19 protein-coding genes are annotated in these 23,677 nt (G+C 35.8%); 6 read left to right on the top strand and 13 right to left on the bottom strand.

The features are described 5' to 3' along the window. Positions 1-51 precede the first annotated feature (51 nt). The 12 genes from fruA to glnA all read right to left on the bottom strand — a co-directional run bounded on the left by fruA (position 52) and on the right by glnA (position 15,000). On the bottom strand, positions 52-1,743 hold the full coding sequence (gene fruA, locus J3U59_RS06175) for a PTS fructose transporter subunit IIBC (RefSeq protein WP_267333786.1): 1,692 nt from the start codon (positions 1,741-1,743) through the stop codon (positions 52-54). Positions 1,744-1,751: 8 nt separating this feature from the next. Then, a complete protein-coding gene (gene fruK / locus J3U59_RS06170) occupies positions 1,752-2,687 on the bottom strand; it encodes a 1-phosphofructokinase (protein WP_267333787.1) in 936 nt (311 codons plus the stop codon). After that, positions 2,687-3,889: a fused PTS fructose transporter subunit IIA/HPr protein gene (fruB, locus tag J3U59_RS06165; protein ID WP_267333788.1), complete on the bottom strand. Its 1,203-nt coding sequence runs from the start codon at positions 3,887-3,889 to the stop codon at positions 2,687-2,689. Before fruB ends, fruK begins: the two co-directional genes overlap by 1 nt. 188 nt (positions 3,890-4,077) lie before the next feature. Next, entirely contained in the window at positions 4,078-5,106 is a 1,029-nt protein-coding gene (gene cra / locus J3U59_RS06160) for a catabolite repressor/activator (RefSeq protein WP_267333789.1), read from the bottom strand. Positions 5,107-5,273: 167 nt separating this feature from the next. Next, on the bottom strand, positions 5,274-6,029 hold the full coding sequence (locus J3U59_RS06155) for an ABC transporter ATP-binding protein (RefSeq protein WP_267333790.1): 756 nt from the start codon (positions 6,027-6,029) through the stop codon (positions 5,274-5,276). Next, on the bottom strand, positions 6,026-6,997 hold the full coding sequence (locus J3U59_RS06150; protein ID WP_416379590.1) for an iron chelate uptake ABC transporter family permease subunit: 972 nt from the start codon (positions 6,995-6,997) through the stop codon (positions 6,026-6,028). Before J3U59_RS06150 ends, J3U59_RS06155 begins: the two co-directional genes overlap by 4 nt. Next, a complete protein-coding gene (locus J3U59_RS06145) occupies positions 6,987-7,946 on the bottom strand; it encodes an ABC transporter permease (RefSeq protein WP_416379591.1) in 960 nt (319 codons plus the stop codon). Before J3U59_RS06145 ends, J3U59_RS06150 begins: the two co-directional genes overlap by 11 nt. 8 nt (positions 7,947-7,954) lie before the next feature. Beyond that, positions 7,955-8,911 carry a siderophore ABC transporter substrate-binding protein gene (locus J3U59_RS06140; protein WP_267333793.1) on the bottom strand — a complete coding sequence of 319 codons (957 nt, stop codon included), beginning with the start codon at positions 8,909-8,911 and terminating at the stop codon, positions 7,955-7,957. Between the two features lie 265 nt (positions 8,912-9,176). Beyond that, the gene (locus J3U59_RS06135; RefSeq protein WP_267333794.1) at positions 9,177-10,376 is read right to left on the bottom strand and encodes a hypothetical protein; all 1,200 of its coding nucleotides are present in this window, start codon (positions 10,374-10,376) and stop codon (positions 9,177-9,179) included. A gap of 618 nt (positions 10,377-10,994) precedes the next feature. Then, positions 10,995-12,455 (bottom strand): nitrogen regulation protein NR(I), encoded by a 1,461-nt coding sequence (gene glnG, locus J3U59_RS06130; RefSeq protein ID WP_267333795.1) that lies wholly within the window; start codon positions 12,453-12,455, stop codon positions 10,995-10,997. Positions 12,456-12,466: 11 nt separating this feature from the next. After that, positions 12,467-13,516 (bottom strand): nitrogen regulation protein NR(II), encoded by a 1,050-nt coding sequence (gene glnL, locus J3U59_RS06125; RefSeq protein WP_267333796.1) that lies wholly within the window; start codon positions 13,514-13,516, stop codon positions 12,467-12,469. Between the two features lie 74 nt (positions 13,517-13,590). Further along, positions 13,591-15,000 (bottom strand): glutamate--ammonia ligase, encoded by a 1,410-nt coding sequence (glnA, locus tag J3U59_RS06120; protein ID WP_065633690.1) that lies wholly within the window; start codon positions 14,998-15,000, stop codon positions 13,591-13,593. Between the two features lie 728 nt (positions 15,001-15,728). Between glnA and J3U59_RS06115 the strand changes: the two genes are divergently transcribed. The 3 genes from J3U59_RS06115 to gpsA are packed head-to-tail and all read left to right on the top strand — an operon-like array spanning position 15,729 to position 17,730. Beyond that, positions 15,729-16,169, top strand: a complete 441-nt coding sequence (locus J3U59_RS06115; protein WP_267333797.1) for a rhodanese-like domain-containing protein — start codon at positions 15,729-15,731, stop codon at positions 16,167-16,169. A gap of 29 nt (positions 16,170-16,198) precedes the next feature. After that, positions 16,199-16,672, top strand: a complete 474-nt coding sequence (gene secB / locus J3U59_RS06110; protein ID WP_267333798.1) for a protein-export chaperone SecB — start codon at positions 16,199-16,201, stop codon at positions 16,670-16,672. Between the two features lie 44 nt (positions 16,673-16,716). Next, on the top strand, positions 16,717-17,730 hold the full coding sequence (gene gpsA / locus J3U59_RS06105; protein ID WP_267333799.1) for an NAD(P)H-dependent glycerol-3-phosphate dehydrogenase: 1,014 nt from the start codon (positions 16,717-16,719) through the stop codon (positions 17,728-17,730). Between the two features lie 68 nt (positions 17,731-17,798). On the opposite strand, the gene J3U59_RS06100 is transcribed toward gpsA, so the two are convergent. After that, positions 17,799-18,773 (bottom strand): hypothetical protein, encoded by a 975-nt coding sequence (locus J3U59_RS06100; RefSeq protein ID WP_267333800.1) that lies wholly within the window; start codon positions 18,771-18,773, stop codon positions 17,799-17,801. 194 nt (positions 18,774-18,967) lie between these two features. On the opposite strand from J3U59_RS06100, the gene aas reads away from it, so the two are divergent. Genes aas through murQ form a run of 3 tightly spaced genes read left to right on the top strand, consistent with a single transcriptional unit; the run spans position 18,968 to position 23,208 of the window. Next, entirely contained in the window at positions 18,968-21,109 is a 2,142-nt protein-coding gene (aas, locus tag J3U59_RS06095; RefSeq protein WP_267333801.1) for a bifunctional acyl-ACP--phospholipid O-acyltransferase/long-chain-fatty-acid--ACP ligase, read from the top strand. Next, entirely contained in the window at positions 21,102-22,310 is a 1,209-nt protein-coding gene (gene lplT, locus J3U59_RS06090) for a lysophospholipid transporter LplT (protein ID WP_267333802.1), read from the top strand. The genes aas and lplT overlap by 8 nt, the downstream gene beginning before the upstream one ends. After that, positions 22,297-23,208, top strand: coding sequence for an N-acetylmuramic acid 6-phosphate etherase (gene murQ, locus J3U59_RS06085; RefSeq protein ID WP_267333803.1), 912 nt, complete (start codon positions 22,297-22,299; stop codon positions 23,206-23,208). The genes lplT and murQ overlap by 14 nt, the downstream gene beginning before the upstream one ends. Positions 23,209-23,677: the final 469 nt, after the last annotated feature.

The following is a 23,677-nucleotide window of genomic DNA, read 5'->3' as shown; positions in this document are numbered from 1 at the left end:
AAAAGTAAAAACGCCATTATAAAATGGCGTTTTTTGTAAGTATAAAAATAATTACTGTGTAACTTCTTCAGCAACAACTTCCGGTTTTTTAATAACCGCATAAACGACACCAGCAATGACAGAGCCGACTAAGATTGACAATAAATAACCACCAACAGGTTTAACAACGCCAGGGATTGCTAATGCAAATAACCCACCATGCGGCGTCATCAATTCTGAACCAAAGGCTAATGCCATACCACCTGTAATTGCACCACCAATAATACAACAAGGGATAACACGTAACGGATCACGCGCTGCAAATGGAATGGCCCCTTCAGAGATGAAGCATAAACCTAAAACTAAAGACGCTTTACCACTTTCTTGTTCAGCTTTAGCAAATTTTTTACGAGCAATTAAAGTTGCTAATCCCATCGCTAATGGAGGAACCATGCCGCCCGCCATTACTGCTGCCATTGGTGCATAGACTTGAGCAGAAATCAAACCTGTACCAAACGCATAAGCGACTTTATTAATTGGTCCGCCCATGTCTGTACACATCATGCCACCCAAGATAGCACCTAAAATAACGGCATTTGCGGTACCCATTGATTTTAACCACTCAGTTAAAGCATTCATTAACCATGCTATAGGCGTACCGACAATAAACTGCATGACTAAACCTGTTACCAATGTTGCAAGTAAAGGCACAATTAGAATAGGTTTTAATGCTTCAAGCGTTTTTGGTAGTGGTAAATATCGAGTAATTAACAAGGCTAAATAACCAGCAAAATAACCAATGATAATGCCCCCTAAAAAACCTGCCCCGGTTGATACCGCAAGCAAACCACCGACAAGACCAGGGGCCAAGCCAGGTCTATCGGCTATCGAATAGGCAATATATCCAGAAAGTAATGGCACCATCAGTGAAAACGCCAGTCCACCAATCTGTGCCAAATGTGGCTCACCAATTAATTTTTGTACGCCATCAACAATTTCAAATGATCCGAATGCAAAAGAAAGTGCAATAATTAACCCACCTGCAACCACCATAGGTAACATATACGAAACACCGGTTAATAGATGTTTATAAACGCTCTTCTTCTCATTACTTGATTTAGCTGATGAGGTATTGGTTGTAGGTTGATAAATTGTTGCTTCTTCGAATGCTTTATCTAATTCCTGAGCGGTCTTTTTAAGAGCAGGACCAGTTTTAGTACGGTATAATTTTTTACCGGCAAATTTGCTTAAATCAACATCAATATCACATGCAGCAATAACGACATCAGCAGAAGCAACTTCTTCAGGTGTTAATTCATTCCCCACGCCAACTGATCCACGTGTTTCAACTTTACACCACCAGCCGCGTTTTTTTGCTTCTTCTTCAATGGCTTCGGCTGCCATAAATGTGTGAGCCACACCTGTTGGGCAAGCAGTAACAGCAACAATGCGTTTAATCCCTGTAGCAGAAGCTGAAGCTGTTGCCACTGTTTGCTCATAAACTTTTGCTTTATTTGGCGCATCGTTTAATATTTGTTTCGAATTGGCAAAAACATCATCGATATCTTCAACAACATAAACTTTTTTACCCATCACTGACGTATCAGCAATTGATCCTGTACCCACTGCAACAATCACATCGGCATTTGCTGCGTTTTCAACTACATTTAAATTTAAAGCATTAGCAGCTAAAATAAGTTCAGCTTTAGCTAATCGTCCATTTACTGGACCTGTATTACTACCTTCAACAATATATATATTCATGAATACTCCTATCCAGCGTTAATTTCAATTTTGCCGAGCATATTTGTTACAGCTTGACGATCAGAAATGCCTACGCCTGCTTGTTCAACAGATAGCGCTGCAACACTTGATGCAAACACTAACGTATCTTTAATTGATTGATTAGTCATAAGACCATACATTAATCCAGCGACCATTGAGTCACCCGCACCAACTGTACTAACAACTTGGCATTTTGGGGGTTTAGCAATCCACGCTTCATTTTTTGTTACCCATAATGCACCTTTACTGCCAAGTGAGATGACCACATTTTCAATACCACTATCGATAATTTGTAAAGCAGCTGTTTTGATGTCGGTAAGCGTAGATAACTTTCGACCAACCCACATTTCAAGTTCCTTATCATTTGGTTTAATTAACCAAGGGTTGGCTTTAAGACCTGCTACTAAAGCATCACGGCTACTATCAAATACCACTTTAGGGCAAATTGCTTTAACTTGCTTCATCCATTCTGTAAACTTTTCCAGAGATACGCCAGCAGGTAAACTACCACTAATGGCAACCATATCTATATCTTTTAACCATTCTAATGAATCGGTAACGAAAGTCTGCCAATCTTGATCGTTAATCGTAAAACCAGAAAAATTTAGGTCGGTAACTTCGCTATTTTCTTCAGTTAATTTAACATTAATACGGGTGCGCCCATCAATGGTTTGAAACTTATCAACGACATTTAGTGATTTAAACAGCAAGTTAAAACCATCACGATTTTCTTTACCTAAAAAACCGCCTACCGTTAACTTAACATCCAGATCTGATAGTACTTTGGCAACATTAATCCCTTTACCAGCAGCAAGTAGTGCATTTGTCTGGACTAAATTAACATCACCAAGTTCAACTTTAGGACAAAAACCTAATAGATCATAAGCGGGATTTAATGTAATTGTTGCAACACGATAAGTCATTATTCAGTTCCCTCACCTAATCCGCTAGCAATGGCTTGACCTATGGCATTGAGCGCTTGCTCAGCATCTTGTCCAACAGCAGTAAATTTAAGACGACTGCCTTTTTTAGCACCTAGAGCTACAATCTTCATTAAGCTGGTTGCACTTACAGGCTCACCTTTACCATCTAAATTGGCAACCGTTATTTTACTATTGAATTCTTTTACCAATTTAACTAATACAGATGATGGGCGGGTATGCAGGCCATTTTCATTATGAATAACAAATTCACGACTTAATTCATTATCATTTGATTCGGCTGCATTAGATTGAGCAAGAGTAGGGATCGATTCAACATGCTCAGAATTATTGATATCAGAACCAGAAATAAGTAGCTGACTTAATTGCTCGACATTTGCTGTTAAAAGTTGGTCTAATTTTTGTCTAAAAATCAACGATGCGATGTGATGCACAACTTCTGCAACTGAATCATCAACAACCGACATTGTTATAAGTAATTTTACAGGTTTACTATCTTCACTCAGATGACTAACTGTACGGCTAATGGCAATCGCATTTTTTAAATTACCATTTTTACTATCACTTAACCAAATCCCATTGCCTAAATAATTAGGTTTGTTATCAAGCACATCGGCAATAAAATTAGCATTCACTGCATTGTGCTGTTTTAAACGCGAAGCATTCAATGCTTGTAGGGTTGCTAGGCTATCTGTTTGAATATCTAATAACACTGAATCTTGATGAATGGTAAATTTGTTATCTTGTTGCTCTACTTTATCAGTTAAAATAGCAATTGCTTCATCCGCTGTTTGAATTTTTTTAATTTTATCTTCAACGCCATCTTCACCAAGAACATGTGTCAATTGGCGAAGTAATTCTAAATGCTCATCAGAGCTTGCCGCAATACCAATAGCCAAGTAAGCTTTTTCACCATCATCACCCCACTCAACGCCATTTGGAAAACAAAATACCTGTACACCTGTTTTTTTCACTAAATGTCGAGTTTTTGTGGTGCCATGAGGAATCGCGATACCAATACCCAGATAGGTTGCAGCTTGCTCTTCTCGCTCTAGCATACCTTTAACATATCCATCTTCAACAAAACCTGCACTCGTTAATGCTGCGGCAATTTTTTTTATTGCTTCTTGCTTGTTAGTCGCTTGTTCATTTAAATGAATATTTTCTTTAACTAAATGAAACATAGAATAAATACCTCTGGGTTAAAATGTTGGGTTTGCTAAAATAACTCAACAATTCTAAATCCTTAATTGAATTATATTGAATCGTTTCAGCAATGATGAATACAATTAAAATATTTATCAAATAAATTATCTCTATTAATAATTAATATGTGATCTAGATCCAATTTTTTGATTAAAACTTAAAAAAGTTATTTTTTATAATCGCTCAGACAGGCTCTACCCAAGCTTCCTCTATATAGCAACCGCCTTGGAATAATGGTTGTACCAGGCTTATAACTTTGTTCACGCAAGCTTTCCATTAATAATGCGATAACAACTTGTGAAACTTCTTGATGATCTTGAGCAAGCGATATCACCTTACACGGTAAAAAATCAAGCAGTTCATGATCACCAAAAGTAGCAATCGTCAGTTGATTGGGTAGATAGCCAAATTTTTTTAAAATTGAATCAATCGCGCCTTGTAATAATGAAAAGGAGGTAGTGAAAATACCATCGGGTATATCATGCGTTTCTAACCAATGACTAAATACAATTTCGGCGTCACAGCGACTATAATTATTTGCATATAAAAAATCAACTTTATTAAACTGGTTTGCTGCAATTGATTCAAATCCTTCAAGACGTAATTGACTAACCGATAAATTAGGCAAAGCACCAATATAAACGACAGTTCCATCAACAAATTGACTAAACGTGGAGCCTAACGTTTTGGCATCTTGTTTATCAGATCCAACGATGTTTCTAAATTGATTATTGGATAATGTTCTATCTAAGGCAAATAATGGAATTTGGTTATTTTGCCAACCATCATAAAACCTATAATCTTGAGGAGACACAAACGATGAAGATATGACTAAAGCATCAACTCGCCGCTGCTGAAGATGCCTTACGCACTCTTGCTCAATACTTGGTTTATCTTCAGAACATGAAAGTAATAATTGATATCCATTTTTGCGCGCTAATTGCTCTAAGTAATTGGCAATTGTTGTATAACTACTATTTTCCAAATCAGGAATAATAATACCTATTGTGCGTGTTTTACCAGCTCTTAGTCCTGCTGCGACTTGATTTGGTTGATAGTTATGCTCTTTAACGACCGCTAAGACTTTTTCAATCGTTCTATCACTAACACGATATTTTTTTGCTTTTCCATTAATTACATAGCTAGCTGTAGTTCGAGAAACACCCGCTAACAAAGCAATTTCGTCTAATTTCATAATATAGTCTCAGCAAACATATTGTTGGCAATTAAACATGAATAAAGAGAAATTGTAAACCTTAATTGTTTTATCTGATGATTAACAGTGTTAATGCAGGAACAATCATTGTTCAACTGGTTAAAGTTTGAATTCGTTTATGTTCGATATCAAGCATAAAAAATAAGTTAATAATAAATCGCAATATTTTGATTTTGGACATTCTCAATTTTTATAGGAGTATCAAATATATCCTCTAAAAGTTGTGAATTCATAATTTGCTCTGGACTACCTTGATAAACAAGCTCACCATTTTTCATCGCCAAAATATAGTCTGAATAAACGGATGCAAAATTAATATCATGAATGACAATAACGATGGTTTTACCGAGTTCATCTGCTGCTCGACGTAATTGTTTCATCATAGCAACCGCATGTTTCATGTCTAAATTATTGAGTGGTTCATCGAGTAAGACATATTCGGTATCTTGACAAAGAATCATAGCCACATAAGCACGCTGGCGCTGACCACCGGATAATTCATCAATAAAACGATCTTTATATTCGGTAAGATTCAAAAAATCCAGAGCTTGATTGATATGCTTATAATCATCAGCATTTAAGCGCCCTTTGGTATAAGGATAACGCCCAAAGCCAACAAGTTCAAAAACAGTTAACCGACTGGTAAACCGATTTTCTTGTCTTAAAACAGATAAATAGGTCGCAAGTTTATCACTTGGTGTATTAACAACATCCATATTTTGAATTTTAACAACACCTTCATCAGCCACTAAAAGTCGACTGATAATCGATAAAAGCGTTGATTTACCTGCACCATTCGGTCCAATAATTGCCGTAATCCCACCTTGCGAAATAGTCGCATTGACATTTTTTAATACGGGTATAGTTTGATAATTTTTACAAACATTTTCAATTTCAATCACATTGGAACCTTTTTCAATAATAAGAAAATAAACAAAGAACCACCAATAAATTCAATCACTATAGATAAAGCGCCAACCATATTTAACACACGCTCTAGAAACATTTGCCCACCGACCAGAAAAATGATACCCAATAAAAAAGCGGTAGGCAGTAAATAACGATGTTGGCTTGATCCGCTAATACTATAAGCAAGATTAGCGATCAATAGACCCAAAAAAGTAAACGGTCCAACCAATGCCGTCGATATTGCGACTAAAACAGAAACGAGTAATAAAATTATTGTAACGCTCTTTTGATAATCGATACCTAAACTAATCGCATTATCCCGACCTAAAGCAAGTACATCGAATCGAAATCGCATTTTCCACAAAAATACACCAATCACAGCGGCTATTATTAATGAAAAGATAATCAAGACAGGTTCAGCACGGGTAAATGTTGCAAAAATTCGACTTTGTAACACAGCAAATTCTGTTGGCGTCATTAAACGTTGCAGTAAGTTAGAAAAGCTACGGAACAACGTACCTAAAATAATACCGATTAATAAAACTAAATGTAGATTTTGTTTGAGTTTAGTGAATAAACCACGGTATAAAAAGAGAGAAAATAAAATTAATAATAATGATTCAAATACAAATTTACCAATAATCCCAATATAGGGAATACCTTGTGTATCAATAAAAAAGATCACAATCGTTTGGATTAACACAAACAAAGATTCAAATCCCATAATTGATGGAGTCAAAATTCGATTATTGGTCACGGTTTGAAAAAGTAAGGTAGAAGTCGATGCAGCAAAAGCAACCAGAATCATGGTTAGCACAATCCAAGTTCGGTGCATCAATATATAACTAATATTGCCTTTAAGGTTTAAAGTCATAAAACAACTTATACAAATTAAAGACAGAATAAATAACAAAAATACTCTTTTTTGACTTATTGTATAACGTTTTTGATTAACTGACATGGCGTCTTCGACTCAATAATATTAAGAAAATAATAGCGCCAACTACGCCAAGAATAACACTCACGGGAATTTCAAAGGGATAACGAATTAGCCGACCAATAATGTCACAAATTAATACTAATCCACTGCCAAATAAACAGATCCAAGGTATCGTTTTACGAACATTATCACCAAATAATAAACTTACAATATTTGGCACAATCAATCCTAAAAAAGGTAAAACACCAACGACCACAACAACAATCCCACCAATTAATGCAATAACAATAAGTCCCGTCAACATGACTCGACGATAATTAAGACCTACATTAACTGAAAAGTCGCGTCCCAAACCTGCAACGGTAAATTGATCGGCACTCCAACAAGCAAGCAATGTCAAACCGCCGACTAACCATAATAATTCATAACGGCCTTGTAAAATACCTGAAAAGTCGCCTGATTCCCAACCACCAAGCGATTGTAATAAATCAAAATACATAGCGAAAAATGTTGTAATCGCGCTAATGACTGCCCCCAACATAATACCAATAAGCGGCACCATCAATGCTGATTTGAAAATGATTTTTCGGGAAATCACCATAAAAATCATTGTACCCGCCATAGCAAATAAGCTGGCAACAACCATTTTTGTCATCACACTTGCACTCGGTGCAAGCACCATCATGATTAATAAACCAAGACTGGCTGATTGAGTAGTGCCAACTAAAGTAGGTTCAACAAATCGATTTTGGGTTAACAATTGCATTATTAAACCGGCAACACTCATGGCACTACCTGCAAATAATAAAGCAACGGTTCTGGGAACACGGCTAACAAAAAAAATCTCTCGCATCGTACTATCGATCCAAAGATCAGATAGCGTGACATTCCCAGCCCCAATAAATAAACTTATTACAGACATTATCAACAAAATGAAAATGCCTGTAATAAAATAAAACGACTTAACCATATCTTTGATTAATTAGCTGATGTTTTTTGTAAAGCTTCGCTTATTTGATCCATTAAGTGGCTATAAGTTTGAATACCACCAGCAATATACATTGAGGTTGAATCTAAATAGACAATATGATTATTTTGCCATGCATCCGTTTTTTGAATTAAATCATTATTTAAAACTTGTTGAGCTGATTGCGCTTCTTTATTTCCAATAGCATTATCTCTATCTAAAACAAAAAGCCACTGTGGATTAACACTTAAAATAAACTCAGAGGTAACTGCGTTACCATGACGCCCTGCTTCTTGGAATGTTGTGGCAGGTTTAAAACCTAATATATCAAAGATAAAACCAAAGCGAGATTTTGGTCCATATGCTGACATTTTGCCACCATTAACCATAATGACTAGTGCACTTCCAGCGGTATTTGTTTTTGGTTTAAGTTGTTCAATTTTTTGATTAAAATCAGCTATAAGCTTTTTAGCTTGATCTTGTTTATTAAACAACGTGCCTAATTGTTCAGTTCTTTGTGTTAAACTTGCCAAAAAGTTATTTGGATCAATATCAAGAGAAATAGTTGGCGCAATATCATTTAATTTATTATAAACATCGTTCGCACGACCACCTGCGATAATAACATCAGGCGCTAATGAACTTAAAACTTCATAATTTGGCTCAAATAACGTCCCCACATTAGTATAACTTTTATCACTATATTTCGATAAAAAATCAGGGAAATGCACATCAGATTGAGGAACCGCTGAGACAGGAATATTCAAAGCATCCATAATATCGAGTGTTGCGATATTAAAAACAACCACCTTTTTAGGGTTTTCAGGTACATCAGTTTTACCTTGCGCATGCTCAATGGTTATTTTATTAACTGAACTTTGCTCATTTTTTTTATTATCATCACATCCCGCTAACACAAATAGCGCTGTTAACAACACTATAAACTTAAATTTGATACGTGAATACATTTTGGCTCCTAATCATCATTCTTGATAAAAAAAGAAATGATAAATATAACAATTATCATTTGCATTAGATTGTAACGAAAAAAATAAAGCTATTCAATTAACTTTAATAGAATAAAAGAATGGGTGTCTTAGGTAGATTAGAAATATAACAATCGAATAAATACATTTTATCCAGTGAAGATGACAATGTTATTAGTGCCACTCCTCACACCGTTATAATTGGCTGTGAGGAAATAATTTTCATACTAAATTTGTGTTAAAGCTATCAGTTAACGCAAGCAACTCGCTGTTTATTACCACCAAGATAGCCATGATATACATCACCGGTATCTGAATGGACAAGATAAGGCTCATTCAGATTGTCGTATATTTGCCCAGTCCAATAATCACCATACTCTAGATCACTATTTGTATAATAATTCTTATCAGTAAATCCCCATTCAGAAAATAAAGTTTGACCAATTCTACGCTGGTAATTATTGGGTTGATTAGGCAAACCACCTTGCCATTCCCAACCATTTGCATTAGTTAAGTCAATAATACTAGCTATTTTGTAACCTAAATTTTCACAGTAGGATTTAGCAGAAGGATAGTCAATATAACCAGGTTTTGCTATAAACCATTTACTTATTGTGAAGCGGTATATCATATTTTTTTTATTCTTATCTGAATAAATGGTAAAAGTAGTTGGATCTTTTGCAGTTGCAGCTTCTGCAGCACTTGAACCATTATCTGGTCCTTGAAATTCTACTTTAGCAACATTGATTTGTTTAATATTATCGGTAGTAATATTTAAGCTAATCCCAGAGTTTTGTGGCGATTTACTATAGCTTAATTCACTTGATAATGCCCCTGCTACCGTTAAATAAAAATACAGTCCTTTTGATGCTGTGGTTGGAAAATTGGTCGAAGGTTGATATAAGGTTTGAAGTTTAAATCCTTTACTACCATCCCATTGACTTGTTGGTCCCGACATAGATGTAAAATTTGGAAAAGGATCGCTATCATTATACTTTAAATTAGGCCGAGCAAAGCAAAAATAAGGAGTGGTCACTTTATTAGGGATAAGATAGTAAACTGCTTGATTACCAATAAAATTAGAAGAATTTGGCAAGCCATAGCGAGTTGATAAAATGCCGCTATCACTGGTTAAACTGAGTTGATAGGGAGAATTACAAGCATCATTCAAAAGCTGCTCAGGGTTATTTACCATTTCACCATCAGCGCTTTTAACCGTTAACGTTAAATTGCCAGAAACAGTATACAACTTATCACCATCATTATCTTTCCAATAACCCTTACTTGAAATTAGATCTAACAAGCTGATTTTCAGTTTATTTAAAGGAAGTTCAGTTTTAATATTTTTTAATTTTTCGCCTCCAGCAGGAAGTCGAATTGGGTTGCTTTTTGTCGATAAACTATCTTTGATGCTATAACTTCGACCATCGTAAAGCGTAATATTCAAAAGCGGATCTGTTTTATTTCTGCTAGTAGCTCCATTATCAAAAGTTAAATATGGTGCATTGCCATGAATTGCAGCTGAAGTGGTGGCAGTTAACGAATTAACTGAATTAGCAGTGATTAATCCTAAAATGATACCAATAAATTTTAAATAAAAAGAAACTGAATTAAATATTTTCTGATTAAAAAGAGCTGTTTTTCCTCTTAAAAAGGAGAATAAGAAGTTAATTGAGGATCGAAAATGATTAGAGTGAAAGAATAAACTTAAATATAACGATTTATCTAACGATAAATAGGGTTTTACAGGTTTTGCGTTTTAAACATTATATATGTTTCCCTTCCTAAATGTCAATATATTTCTGCATAAATTCGTTTTTTTATGCGAAAAATTATTTTTTGTTTTTTTTAAAAGAATAACAACCAAAATCATATTAAATGAATCACATTGCTCTAAAAATAGAAAAATGTTAATTATGGTTCTAATTAATAATGAGAGAAAATCAGAAATAAATATACAAATTTTTTGTTAAGAATTGAAAAGTCGTTGTTCAAATAAACTTTAATTGAGTTAGTTTAAAAACTTTAATTCAAAAGTAATCAAACTAACTTATTTAATTAATGATCAAAGCTCATCTAATTTATTTTGTGTATCATCTGATAATTCTTTCAACTTCCTTGTTAACGTGTTACGTCCCCATCCTAATAAATGTGCGGCATCTTGTTTATGACCACGCGTAAAGTTTAACGCGCAATTCAATAAAATACGTTCAACATCGTTTACTGCTTCGGTTAATATACCCGTTTTGCCTGCAATTAGTGCTTGTTTAGCCCAATTTTCAAGTAAATTTTGCCAATTCATTTCAAGCTCTGGTTGATGAAATGGTTGAGAGTGGGGTTCATACTCTATTGAATTTTTAGGCATAGACATTTGTAGTAGTTCAGGTGGCAAATCCTGTACCAGTATTTCTTTACTTGAGGACATAACTGTGACCCATCGACAGGTATTCTCAAGCTGCCTAACATTCCCTGGCCATTTTGACATACATAAAATTTTTAAAGCTTCTGGACTAAAAATTTTACTTTCAACACCTAATTCTTTTGCAGTTGTATGCAAAAAGTGTTCAGCAAGTTTTGGAATATCTTGTGCTCTGTCTCGTAACGGTGGTAATAAAATACGAATAACATTTAAACGATGAAAAAGATCTTCTCTAAATTTACCTTCTCTTACTCTCGCTTGAAGATCTTGATGGGTTGCGGCAATAATCCGTACATCGACTTTAACCGGTGAATAACCACCAATTCGATAAAATTGTCCATCAGCAAGTACGCGTAATAATCGCGTCTGCACATCTAACGGCATATCGCCAATTTCATCCAAAAATAGGGTTCCACCATTAGCTTGTTCAAATCGACCATGTCTGATTTGAGCAGCGCCAGTAAAAGCGCCCTTTTCATGCCCAAAAAGTTCGGATTCAATCAAATCTTTAGGAATTGCGGCCATATTAAGAGCAATAAAAGGCGATTGTGAACGCGGACTATGGATGTGTAACGCCTTGGCAACTAACTCTTTACCGGTTCCTGACTCACCATTTATTAATACACTAATCGATGATTTAGATAACCGCCCAATAATACGAAAAACCTCTTGCATCGCGGGGGCTTCACCAATAATACCGGTTGAGGCTTTTGCTGTTGTGGTTTGACTTGTCTTGTTTGTTTGCGTTTGTAAAATTGCGCGTTCAACTAATTGAATGACTTCATCCACATCAAATGGTTTAGGAATATAGTCATAAGCACCTTTTTGATAAGCATTGACCGCTGCATCAAGATCTGAATGGGCTGTCATGATAATTACAGGTAAATTCGGTATTTGTTCCTTCACATAATGTAACAAGGTTAACCCATCAAGTCCTGGCATTTTGATATCCGAGATCAATACAGCAGGTTTTTGCACATGCGTATCTAACGCATCAATCACTTCTTGACCATTCGCGAAAGTAACGCAGTTAAAGTGAGCATTGGTAAGTGCTTTTTCTAATACCCATCGAATTGAACTATCATCATCAACAATCCAAACATTCATTTTAATTTACCTCATTGTTTAATTGGCAAATAGACAGAAAATTCAGTATGTCCAGGCCAACTATTAAATTCAATTTTTCCATGATGTTGATCGACTATATTATGTGCAATCGAAAGTCCAATTCCTGTTCCCCCTTCATAACCACTCACCATTGGATAAAACAAGGTATCTTGTATATGAACCGGTACGCCAGGCCCATTATCTTCAATATCAATGCGGGCACAAAGTCGATAACGTTGTCCATGTAAAGTCACCTGAAAGGCCGTTCTTGTTCTTATCGTTATTGTTCCTGTTTTTGTTCCTATAGCCTGCAATGCATTACGGACAATATTTAAAATCACTTGTTCTATCTGTTCAGAATCATGAATTAACTCAGGTAAGCTTGGATCATAATCACGTAAAATTTGAATATTAATTGGCTTTTCTAAACAGAGTAAAGCATAGATTCGTTCTATTGCTTTGTGAATATTTTGTTCTTTTTGCTGTAACCGCTGCTGAGGGCCCAGTAATCTATCAACCAGGTTTCTGAGTCTATCGGCTTGCTCAATAATAATTTGTGTATAATCTTGTAATTCATTTTTAGGTAATTCCCGAGATAATAATTGAGCCGCGCCACGTAGACCACCCAATGGATTTTTAATTTCATGAGCAAGCCCTCTAACTAATTCTCGAGCAGCACTTTGTTGAGCTTGTTGTAATTGCTCTTGGCTAAGGCGCTTATGGTTATTTAATGGCGCCATTTCAATAAGAATGCGTCCATTTGCTAATAATTGTGCCGTTAATGATAAAATATGCAATTCATTATTAATCACTAAATTGACTTCATTATCCGTAAAACCTTGATTTTGTTCTAACGCACTTAACATGAGTTCAAAATCCAACGAATAATAGCTCAATAAATCAGGCAAATAACTCTCTAATAATTTTTTTGTGCTTTGCGATAATAATTGCTGAGCTGCCGTATTGGCATAAAGAATATGAAGATTTTTATCGAGCAATAAAATACTTGTGATTATTGAATCGAGAACAAGATTAGCATCAGATTCATTATCAAATGTCATCGTTTCAATTCCCGCCCTCGCTAGACACCACCGCTGATTAGCGGTGGAGCACTTTAAGTTAAATCGAAAATAACTTATAAACTATAGTACAACTCAAATTCAACAGGATGTGGAGTCATACGAACACGATCAACATCTTGACGTTTTAAATCAATATAAGCATCGATAGTGTCATTAGTAAATACGTTACCACGAGTTAAGAACTCACGATCTGCATCTAAAGCATTAAGTGCTTCTTCAAGTGAGCCAGCCACTTGTGGAATTAATTTAGACTCTTCTGGTGGTAAATCGTACAAGTTTTTATCCATCGCATCGCCCGGATGAATTTTATTGATAATGCCATCTAAACCAGCCATTAACTGCGCTGCAAATGATAAGTATGGGTTACCGGCTGGATCTGGGAAGCGAACTTCAATGCGACGTGCTTTAGGGCTCGTCACAACAGGAATACGAATTGACGCAGAGCGGTTACGTGCTGAGTAAGCAAGCATCACTGGTGCTTCATAACCTGGGACTAAACGTTTATACGAGTTAGTTGCAGGGTTGGTAAAGGCATTAATTGCTTTAGCATGTTTAATAATACCACCGATATAATATAGCGCCATTTCAGATAGACCCGCATATTTATCGCCTGCAAATAAGTTTACCCCATCTTTGGCTAATGATTGGTGGCAGTGCATACCTGAACCATTATCGCCAAACATCGGTTTAGGCATAAATGTCGCTGTTTTACCATAAGCATGCGCAACATTTTGTACTACATACTTATAAATTTGCACTTCATCGGCTTTTTTAGTTAATGTATTAAAACGACAAGCAATTTCGTTTTGACCTGCTGTTGCTACTTCATGGTGATGCGCTTCAACAACTAAACCTAATTGCTCCATGATTAAACACATTTCAGAACGAATATCTTGGGATGAATCAACGGGAGGAAGTGGGAAGTAACCACCTTTAACTGCTGGACGATGGCCTTTATTGCCTTCTTCATATTTAGTGCCTGAGTTCCAAGCGGCTTCGATATCATCAATATGTACAAAGCTACCTGACATTGGCGTACCAAAACGCACATCATCAAATAAGAAAAATTCTGGCTCTGGTCCAAAAATAACCGTATCAGCAATACCTGATGATTTTAAAAACTCTTCAGCACGTTTAGCGATTGAACGGGGATCGCGATCATAACCTTGCAATGTCGCAGGCTCTAAAACATCACAACGCAAATTTAACGTCACATCTTCAAAAAATGGATCAATTACCGCACTTGATGCATCTGGCATTAATACCATGTCTGATTCATTAATACCTTTCCAACCTGCAATTGATGAACCGTCAAACATCTTACCATCTTCAAAGAAATCAGCATCAATTTGGCTAACAGGAATTGTTACGTGTTGTTCTTTACCTTTTGTGTCGGTAAAACGTAAATCAACAAACTTAACATCGTTTTCTTTAATTAGTGTTAAAACTTTTTGTGTAGACATGTATCTTCTCCATTAAGGACAAATAATTGTTCAGTTTAAAAGGCATTTTTGCCAAGTTGTTTACAGTTATGCAAATATGATGCCATTTTTTAACCATGCTTAAGTGGTCAATAAGCTAACCTGATAATAACACAAATATTATTATTGCACCAAAATAAAGCAATAAGCACCAAAGTAATGCACCAAAACCAATCATTGCTACCTAATCAAAGATTACAAAAGCTTAAACTAAAACCAATATAAAATAAGTTATATACAGTTGCAGCTTTTATAAACTTTCAGTATTGGTGCATACAGATATTTTGTTTGAACTTTACTCCAGCATTTTTTAATGCCTCATGATAATTCAATAATAATTTTTAGTTTTTCTCAGTGTTATTTTAGTATTAGAAAAAGTAAGTGCTACTTGTTGTCTGTTCGATGGTTAATATTGAAACAAACCAGAAAAATTGGTCACCATGATATGCAAAAAATAGGAGAAACTAATAAAGATTCCTTGCGTTATTTGGAGGATATTTGATTGGAATTCATATCACTAAATTAGAAAAACGTAATCAATTGAGTAACCACTTATCAATATCATTCTGTTTAAAGTCATCTATTTTTAACTTAAAAATCGAATAATCATCATGACATTAATAATGTTTTCACATAATGGTACTATATTTCACCGCATAATATCGCTATAATCTTAGCTTATATCGAAAAAATCAGGTAATCACATAAGTATGGACTTTATTACACTCGAAATTATTCCTTTTGTAAAAAATCACCTTTTACTTTCACTCGGTTGGATTGTGTTATTCATTGCAATCATTGTATTAACGATTAAAAGCAAATTATCGAAAGTTAAGATTATTAATAATGCTCAAGCAATCAATATGATCAATAAGCAAAATGCCGTTATTGTTGATATTCGTTCTGCTGATAGCTTCAAAAAAGGGCATGTGACTGAATCTCATAATATCTTGCCGATTGATATTAAAAATGCAAGCGCCAAAACCATTGATAAATTCAAAGAGGATCTTATTATTTTAATCGATGAAAATGGCTTATCATCAACAAATATTGGTGAAATTCTTGTAAAACAAGGTTTTTTACATGTTTATGCCTTAAAAGATGGCATTGCTGGATGGAATGGCGAAAATTTACCATTAGTTAGAAAATAATATAATTTAAAAATAAATAAGGTTTTATCATGACTGAACAAAACAATACACAACAAGCCGAAACACAATTCGCAATTCAACGTATTTATACTAAAGATGTTTCGTTCGAAACCAATAATGTGCCAGAAATTTTTACAAAACAATGGCAACCTGACATGAATATTGAACTTAATTCATCATCTCAAATTTTGAATGAAAGCGTGTATGAAGTTGCTTTGCGCGTCACAGTAACAGTGAAGTCACAAGATGAAGTTGTGTATATATGTGAAGTTACTCAAGCCGGTATTTTTTCATTAATTGGCTTTGATGAAAACCAAATACAACACTGCGTTGGGGCTTACTGTCCAAATATATTGTTCCCTTATGCTCGAGAAGTCGTGTCAAGTTTAGTGACCAAAGGTACATTCCCTCAACTCAATTTAGAGCCAGTAAATTTTGATGCACTATTCCTTAACTATCTTCAACAACAAGCTGAAGCTAGTTCTGCTGAAACACTACAATAGTGGTTGTTTGGCAATAAATTTTTAATCAGTTTATTGGATTATTCATGAAAAAAAGCGCTGTAGTAACAGTCATTGGAGCAGGTTCCTATGGAACCTCTTTAGCAATATTACTGGCTCGTAATGGTCATCCAACACTATTATGGGGTCATAACCCTGATAAAATGACTATTTTGCAGCAAGATAGGCAAAATAAGCAATTTTTACCAGATATTGCTTTTCCACCTGAATTACAGGTTGAAACGGATTTACAAACCGCTGTTAGTGCTGCACCCATCTTACTTATTGTAGTACCTAGTCACGCTTTTGCTACTATTTTAAAGCAAATTAAACCTTTTTTACGTAAAGATTCAAAAATCGTTTGGGCGACAAAGGGTTTAGAAGCCGACACAGGACGTTTATTACAAGATGTAGCAAGAGAAATTCTAGGTAATGAAATTCCTTTAGCAGTCATTTCTGGTCCGACCTTTGCCAAAGAAGTCGCATCAGGTTTACCCACTGCGGTAACCGTTGCATCGACCGATGATTTGTTTTTAACTGAGTTACAGAATTTATTTCACTGTAGTAAAAGTTTTCGTGTTTATAGCAGTAAAGATTTTATTGGCGTACAACTAGGTGGCGCTGTCAAAAATGTTATTGCTATTGGTGCAGGTCTATCTGATGGACTTGGTTTTGGTGCCAATGCTCGAACAGCGCTAATTACCCGAGGATTGGCTGAAATGATGCGATTAGGTGCTAAACTTGGCGCTGACCCTGCCACCTTTATGGGGATGGCTGGGCTTGGTGATCTGGTCTTAACTTGTACTGATAATCAATCACGTAATCGTCGCTTTGGTATATTATTAGGTCAAAATAAAACCATTGAAGAAGCACAAAAAACGATAGCTCAAGTTGTCGAAGGATATAAAAACACCAAAGAAGTCTGGCTATTAGCTAAAAACAATCACGTCGATATGCCAATTACAGAACAGATATATCAAGTCCTATATGAACATAAAGATCCAAAACAAGCGGCAATGGCATTACTTGGGCGTTCGCAAAAAGAAGAATTAAAAAGTTAAGTTTTATATCGATAAAAGGCTATTGCTTACTTAAAAATTTGTGTAAAAAAAAGGGCTATTGCCCTATTTTATATTGTTAAGCCGATTGCTTTTTGTTTGGCTTTTAAGTAAATATCATAGCCAACGTAAACATCTAGCACAGCGGTACCAACGGTTTTAAATAACGTAATTTGTTGATCATTTTCACGACATAGCGTAGAGTCCATCACTAAATTGCCTAATTCTAAAAAATCATCTTTAGACACTAACTTTTGATTGATCGGATCGATGATATCGCCGGCTTCAGCAAAAACACCTGCTTTAGTATCAAGAACACGAATAGACGATTTTTTCACTACATCACTTGGAATTTCATGCATTTCTGGCGTATAAGCACCAACACCATTAATATGAGTGCCTGGTTTAACGTTAGCACCATTAAACGTCGCTACTTTTGAAGTCGTCACAGAAGTAATAATATCGGCTTGACTAATATCTTGATCCAAGTCCTGTGAGCAATAAAAATTAGCAGAGAAATGTTCAAATTGTCTTTTCATCGCTTCGGTGAACTGTTTGGCTTTTTCACTATCAATATCAAAAATGGCCACGTCTGTTAGTGGACGAACAGTTAGCATTGCCTCCAACTGAGATACAGCTTGTCCTCCCGTACCAATCAATACCGCGCGACGAGCATCTTTACGCGCTAATAAATCTGTTGCCGCGCCTTGTACCGCACCAGTTCGAAGTTGAGTAACATAAGTGCCATCTAACATTGCACAAACTTCACCTGTTTGTGGATTAAGCAATAAGACTTGTGCCGGTACTGATGGCTTACCTAAGGTTGGATTATCAGGAAAGACTGACACAATTTTAATGCCGACAATATCGCTCCCTTTTATATGTGCAGGCATAAATAAACTCTGCCCCTTTTGCATATCAAAATTAATCCGTAATGGTACCTCACTGTTACCCTCGGTATAAATTTTCAAAGCTTGCTTATCTGCTGCAATCGCATCTTGCATGGTATAAACTTTTTTAATCTCATTAGCCGTTAATATTAACATTTTATCTCCAGTCCATTTTTTAATGCTTATTTTTTTGAGCAACATCGATTGTCTAATTATTCAATAGCCCTAATGGCATTTATAATAATGTTTTGTTTTAATTGAAATAACAGGATAAATTGCTTATCTTGTATATTGCTTACTTTTTCACTATTATGACAAAGTGTAATTTTGCACGACAATTGAGAAATCAGATGTTATTTAAAATACTAAAATTTTTTCTTAAGATTTTATTTCATGTTAAAGTTCATGGCAATCTAGATAATTTAAAACAAGATAGGCTTCTTATCACGCCTAATCATGTTTCCTTCCTCGATGGCGTTTTAATCGGTGTTTTTTTACCAGTAAAACCTGTTTTTGCTATCTACGCAGGCTATATAGACCATTGGTTGGTACGTTTAGCAAAGCGTTATGTTGATTTTGTGCCAATGGATCCTATCAGTCCTATGGCAATAAAACGATTAGTTCGTGAAATTGAAAAAGGCCGGCCAATTGTGATTTTCCCTGAAGGCCGAATCACAATAACAGGTTCGTTAATGAAAATTTATGATGGTGCGGCTTTTGTTGCGGCTCGTTCTAAAGCGACTATCGTACCAGTTTGGATTGAAGGGGCGGAGTTTACCTTAACCAGTCGTTTAAAAGGATTATTCAAACGGCATTTGTTTCCAAAGATAACTATTCATGTTCTTGAGCCGACCTCTATTCCAATGCCAAATGCGCCAAAAGCCAGAGATAGGCGTTACATTGCAGGCGAAAAACTGCATGAAATTATGATGAATGCTCGCATGGAAAGTCGCCCCAAATTGACACTATTTGAAGCTTTACTTGAAGCACAAGTAAAATACGGGGTTAAGTCACGTATGGTGCAAGACCCGACAACATCGGAAGCGTCGTACCGAAACCTTCTTAAACAAATTATTGGTGTTAGTTGCATCATTGCTAAAATAACGAAAAGAAAAGAACGAGTCGGGCTGTTATTACCAAATGCAACAATTACTGTTGCAACTATTTTTGGTTTATCGGTTAAAAACAGAATTCCAGCAATGCTTAATTATACAGCAGGCACCAAAGGCATAACCTGTGCGGTAACAGCGGCTGAAATTAAAACCATTATTACTTCTCGAAAATTCATCCAAAAAGGTAAACTTGATTACTTACTTGAAGAAGTCAAGGGTGTTAAATGGTATTTCCTTGAAGATTTACGTAAAAGCTTAACCTTCAGTGATAAATTATATATTTTAATTCATCAATATATTCCACGTTTGGTTCAGCGTCGTCAATCTAGTGATGACGAAGCATTAGTACTCTTTACTTCCGGCTCTGAAGGTAATCCTAAAGGTGTGGTACATAGCCATAATAGTTTGATTGCCAATGTAGAACAAATTCGAACAGTTATCGATCCAACACCAGCAGACCGTTTTATGTCAGCTTTGCCACTGTTTCATGCTTTTGGTATTACTGCTGGTCTATTTTTACCGCTGTTTTCAGGCAGTCGAACCTTTTTATATCCAAATCCATTACATTATCGTATGGTTCCCGAAATTATCTATGACCAAAATTGTACTGTTCTATTTGGTACACCAACATTCTTAGCTAACTATGCGCGATATGCACACCCTTATGATTTTATGCGCTTACGTTACGTAGTTGCGGGTGCTGAAAAACTACCAGATTCAGTTCGAGAACAATGGAAAGATAAATTTGGTATTCGTATTTTAGAAGGTTATGGTGTGACCGAATGTGCACCGGTTGTTGCCCTTAATGTGCCTATGGCCTTTAAAGCGGGCACAGTTGGACGATTACTACCGGGTATGATTTCACGATTAATTCCGATATCAGGGATTACCGATGGTGGCGAACTACAATTAAAAGGGCCTAACGTGATGAAAGGCTACTTACGTGTTGAAAATCCAGGTAAACTTGAAGTCCCTGCTGCCACAGATGAAAACGGCAAGGTCGAAAAAGGTTGGTATGATACTGGCGATATTGTCGCTATTGATAACGAAGGTTTTGTTACCATTAAAGGACGCTTAAAACGATTTGCTAAAATTGCCGGTGAAATGGTGTCATTAGAAAGTGTTGAAGCTCTAGCCAAAAAAGTCGATCCCGATTCGATGAATGGCGCAACAGTGAAAACAGACTCGGCTAAAGGCGAAGCAATTGTACTGTTTACCACATCGTCTAACATTAATCGAGAATTACTCAATCAAGCCGCTCAAGAACTGGGTATACCGACATTAGCCATTCCACGTGATATTCGGGTTGTTAAAGAGTTACCATTACTTGGCACGGGTAAAATCGATTTTATCACGCTAAGAAAAATGGCCGATGAATAAGTCAGAATCTACTATGAAACAATATTCACTATTAAGCAAAGGCATGGTAGCAACCATGCTAGCGCAGTTTTTTTCAGCATTTGCGGATAATGCAATCTTTTTTGCTATTCTTGCTTATATTAAAAATTTGCATTACCCACAATGGAGCCAATCAGTATTACAAATTAGCTTTGTTGTTCCTTTTATAATTCTTTCTCCTTTTGTTGGCCAATTTGCCGATAGTATGTCCAAAGGCAAAGCGATGATGATAGCCAATGGTCTAAAATTAATTGGCGCAGCAAGTATCTGCTTAAATATTAGTCCCTTTATCGGTTATTTTTTAGTGGGTATTGGCGCTGCCGGTTACTCTCCAGCAAAATATGGTATTTTAGGCGAGCTGACATCGGGTGATAAGTTAATAAAAGCGAATGGTTTAATTGAAGCATCAACAATTGCAGCAATTCTGCTGGGTTCTTTGGCTGGTGGGCATATTGCCGATATGAATGTCAGTGCATCCTTACTTACTTGTGTTTTAATGTATGCACTCGCCGTAATTGCTAACATATTTATTCCCAAGTTACCTGCTGCAAGAAAAGATATTCACTGGAAATTTACCAGTATGGTGAAAGATTTTACCCGCACAGTCAAAATCATCTTCAGTAATAAACAAGCTTTATATACGCTATTAGGCACCAGCCTATTTTGGGGAGCAGGCATTACATTACGTTTTTTATTGATTAGCTGGGTGCCTGTGGTTTTAGGTATTGTTGACAATTCAACCCCGACCAATCTTAATGCCATTGTTGCCATCGGCATTGTAATTGGCGCTGGTTTAGCTAGTGCATTTATTTCGATCGATAAAACATTACGTTGTATTCCTGCTGGAATCATGATGGGCATTGCCGTTATAGCTTTTACATTGCAAAGCCATATCATTTCATCCTATATTTTATTAGTGATCATTGGTGCACTAGGTGGATTTTTCTTAGTACCACTCAATGCCTTGATCCAAAAAATGGGCAAAGATTTAGTTGGTGCAGGTAGTGTCATATCAATCCAAAACTTAAGCGAATATAGTGCAATGATGATCATGTTAGGGCTTTATACCTTAGCCGTTGCGCTCAACCTCCCTGTTATTGCTATTGGTGTAGGTTTTGGTTGCTTATTTACGCTAATAATATTTCTTCTATGGCTAGGATTAAGAAAACATGCAAAATATTAATTTATCTTCTATGTTAACCGAGAGCCGCAATCTCAATAGTGAACAAATTGATAATTGCTCTACATTAGAAATTCTTAAAATTATCAATAATGAAGATAAAAAAGTTGCCTTAGCAGTAGAGCAAGAATTAAGCAACATAGCTCAAGCAGTAGATGTAGTTAGTCATGCTTTGTTAAATCAAGGTAGATTAGTTTACATTGGTGCTGGCACATCGGGGCGTTTAGGCATTTTAGATGCCAGTGAATGCCCACCAACTTATGGCACACCGCCTGAACTGGTCATCGGCTTAATCGCTGGTGGTCAGCAGGCAATCTTTCATGCTGTTGAAAATGCTGAAGACAATCCACAATTAGCTGAACGTGATTTAACCAAGATCAATTTATCAGCCAACGATGTTTTAGTCGGAATTGCAGCTAGTGGGCGCACACCTTATGTTCTTGGTGCCATGCACTTTGCTAAATCACTGGGGTGCAAAGTTGTAAGCTTATGCTGCAATCCCAAAGCTCCCATGCTTGAATTAGCCGATATCGCAATCACTCCCATTGTTGGTGCAGAAGTGATCACCGGCTCATCTAGAATGAAAGCGGGCACGGCACAAAAGCTTGTACTAAATATGTTAACCACAGCAAGTATGATTAAGATTGGCAAAGTTTACGGTAACTTGATGGTAGATGTTGAAGCAACCAATGCTAAACTGATTGAGCGCCAAATATCAATTGTTATGCAAGCAACCGATTGTGACCGACAAACCGCGACTTTAGCATTACAACAAAGTAATCGACACTGTAAAACAGCTATTTTAATGATTTTAGCTAATCTATCTTTTACGCAAGCCAAAAAGGTCCTATCAGAAAATAGTGGATTTATTCGTCGTGCGCTAAAAGATCATGGCTTATAAAATAACGATTAAAATACCTTTAAAAAAGGTGATTTTTAGTTCAAATGTATTTTTAAAAAATAGCAATATAGTACATTTGACGAAAATAATCTCAATTTAATTTTTACAGTTGCATTTGGTAAATCAAAAAACTAAGACAATCTAATTTAGCGTATAGATCACATCAGTTATCTTTGACATTGTTTGATGTGATCTAAAGTTGAGCGATAAAAAAACTCCTTAAAATTAAATCAGCAGCAATATTGAGTTGCATGTTAGCAAAACATACCTGACGAAATGGACAAAAACCAATCAATTAGCTTTGAAGAAAATCATCCTAAAAGTCTAAAATGGTAGATGTTTTAGTCAACAACTTGTTGATTTAATATCAAAATCCATCATTATGGATTAAATAACTGATAATTAATTTTGCGTCAATAACCAGTAATAATCATCATATAATAAGAGTAAATACTGATTATCAATAAGC

Source organism: Gilliamella sp. B3783 (assembly GCF_026536125.1).
Classification (GTDB): Bacteria; Pseudomonadota; Gammaproteobacteria; order Enterobacterales; family Orbaceae; genus Gilliamella.
The sequence above is the reverse complement of the archived record's forward strand: the minus strand, read 5'-3'. Positions and strand labels throughout refer to the sequence as shown.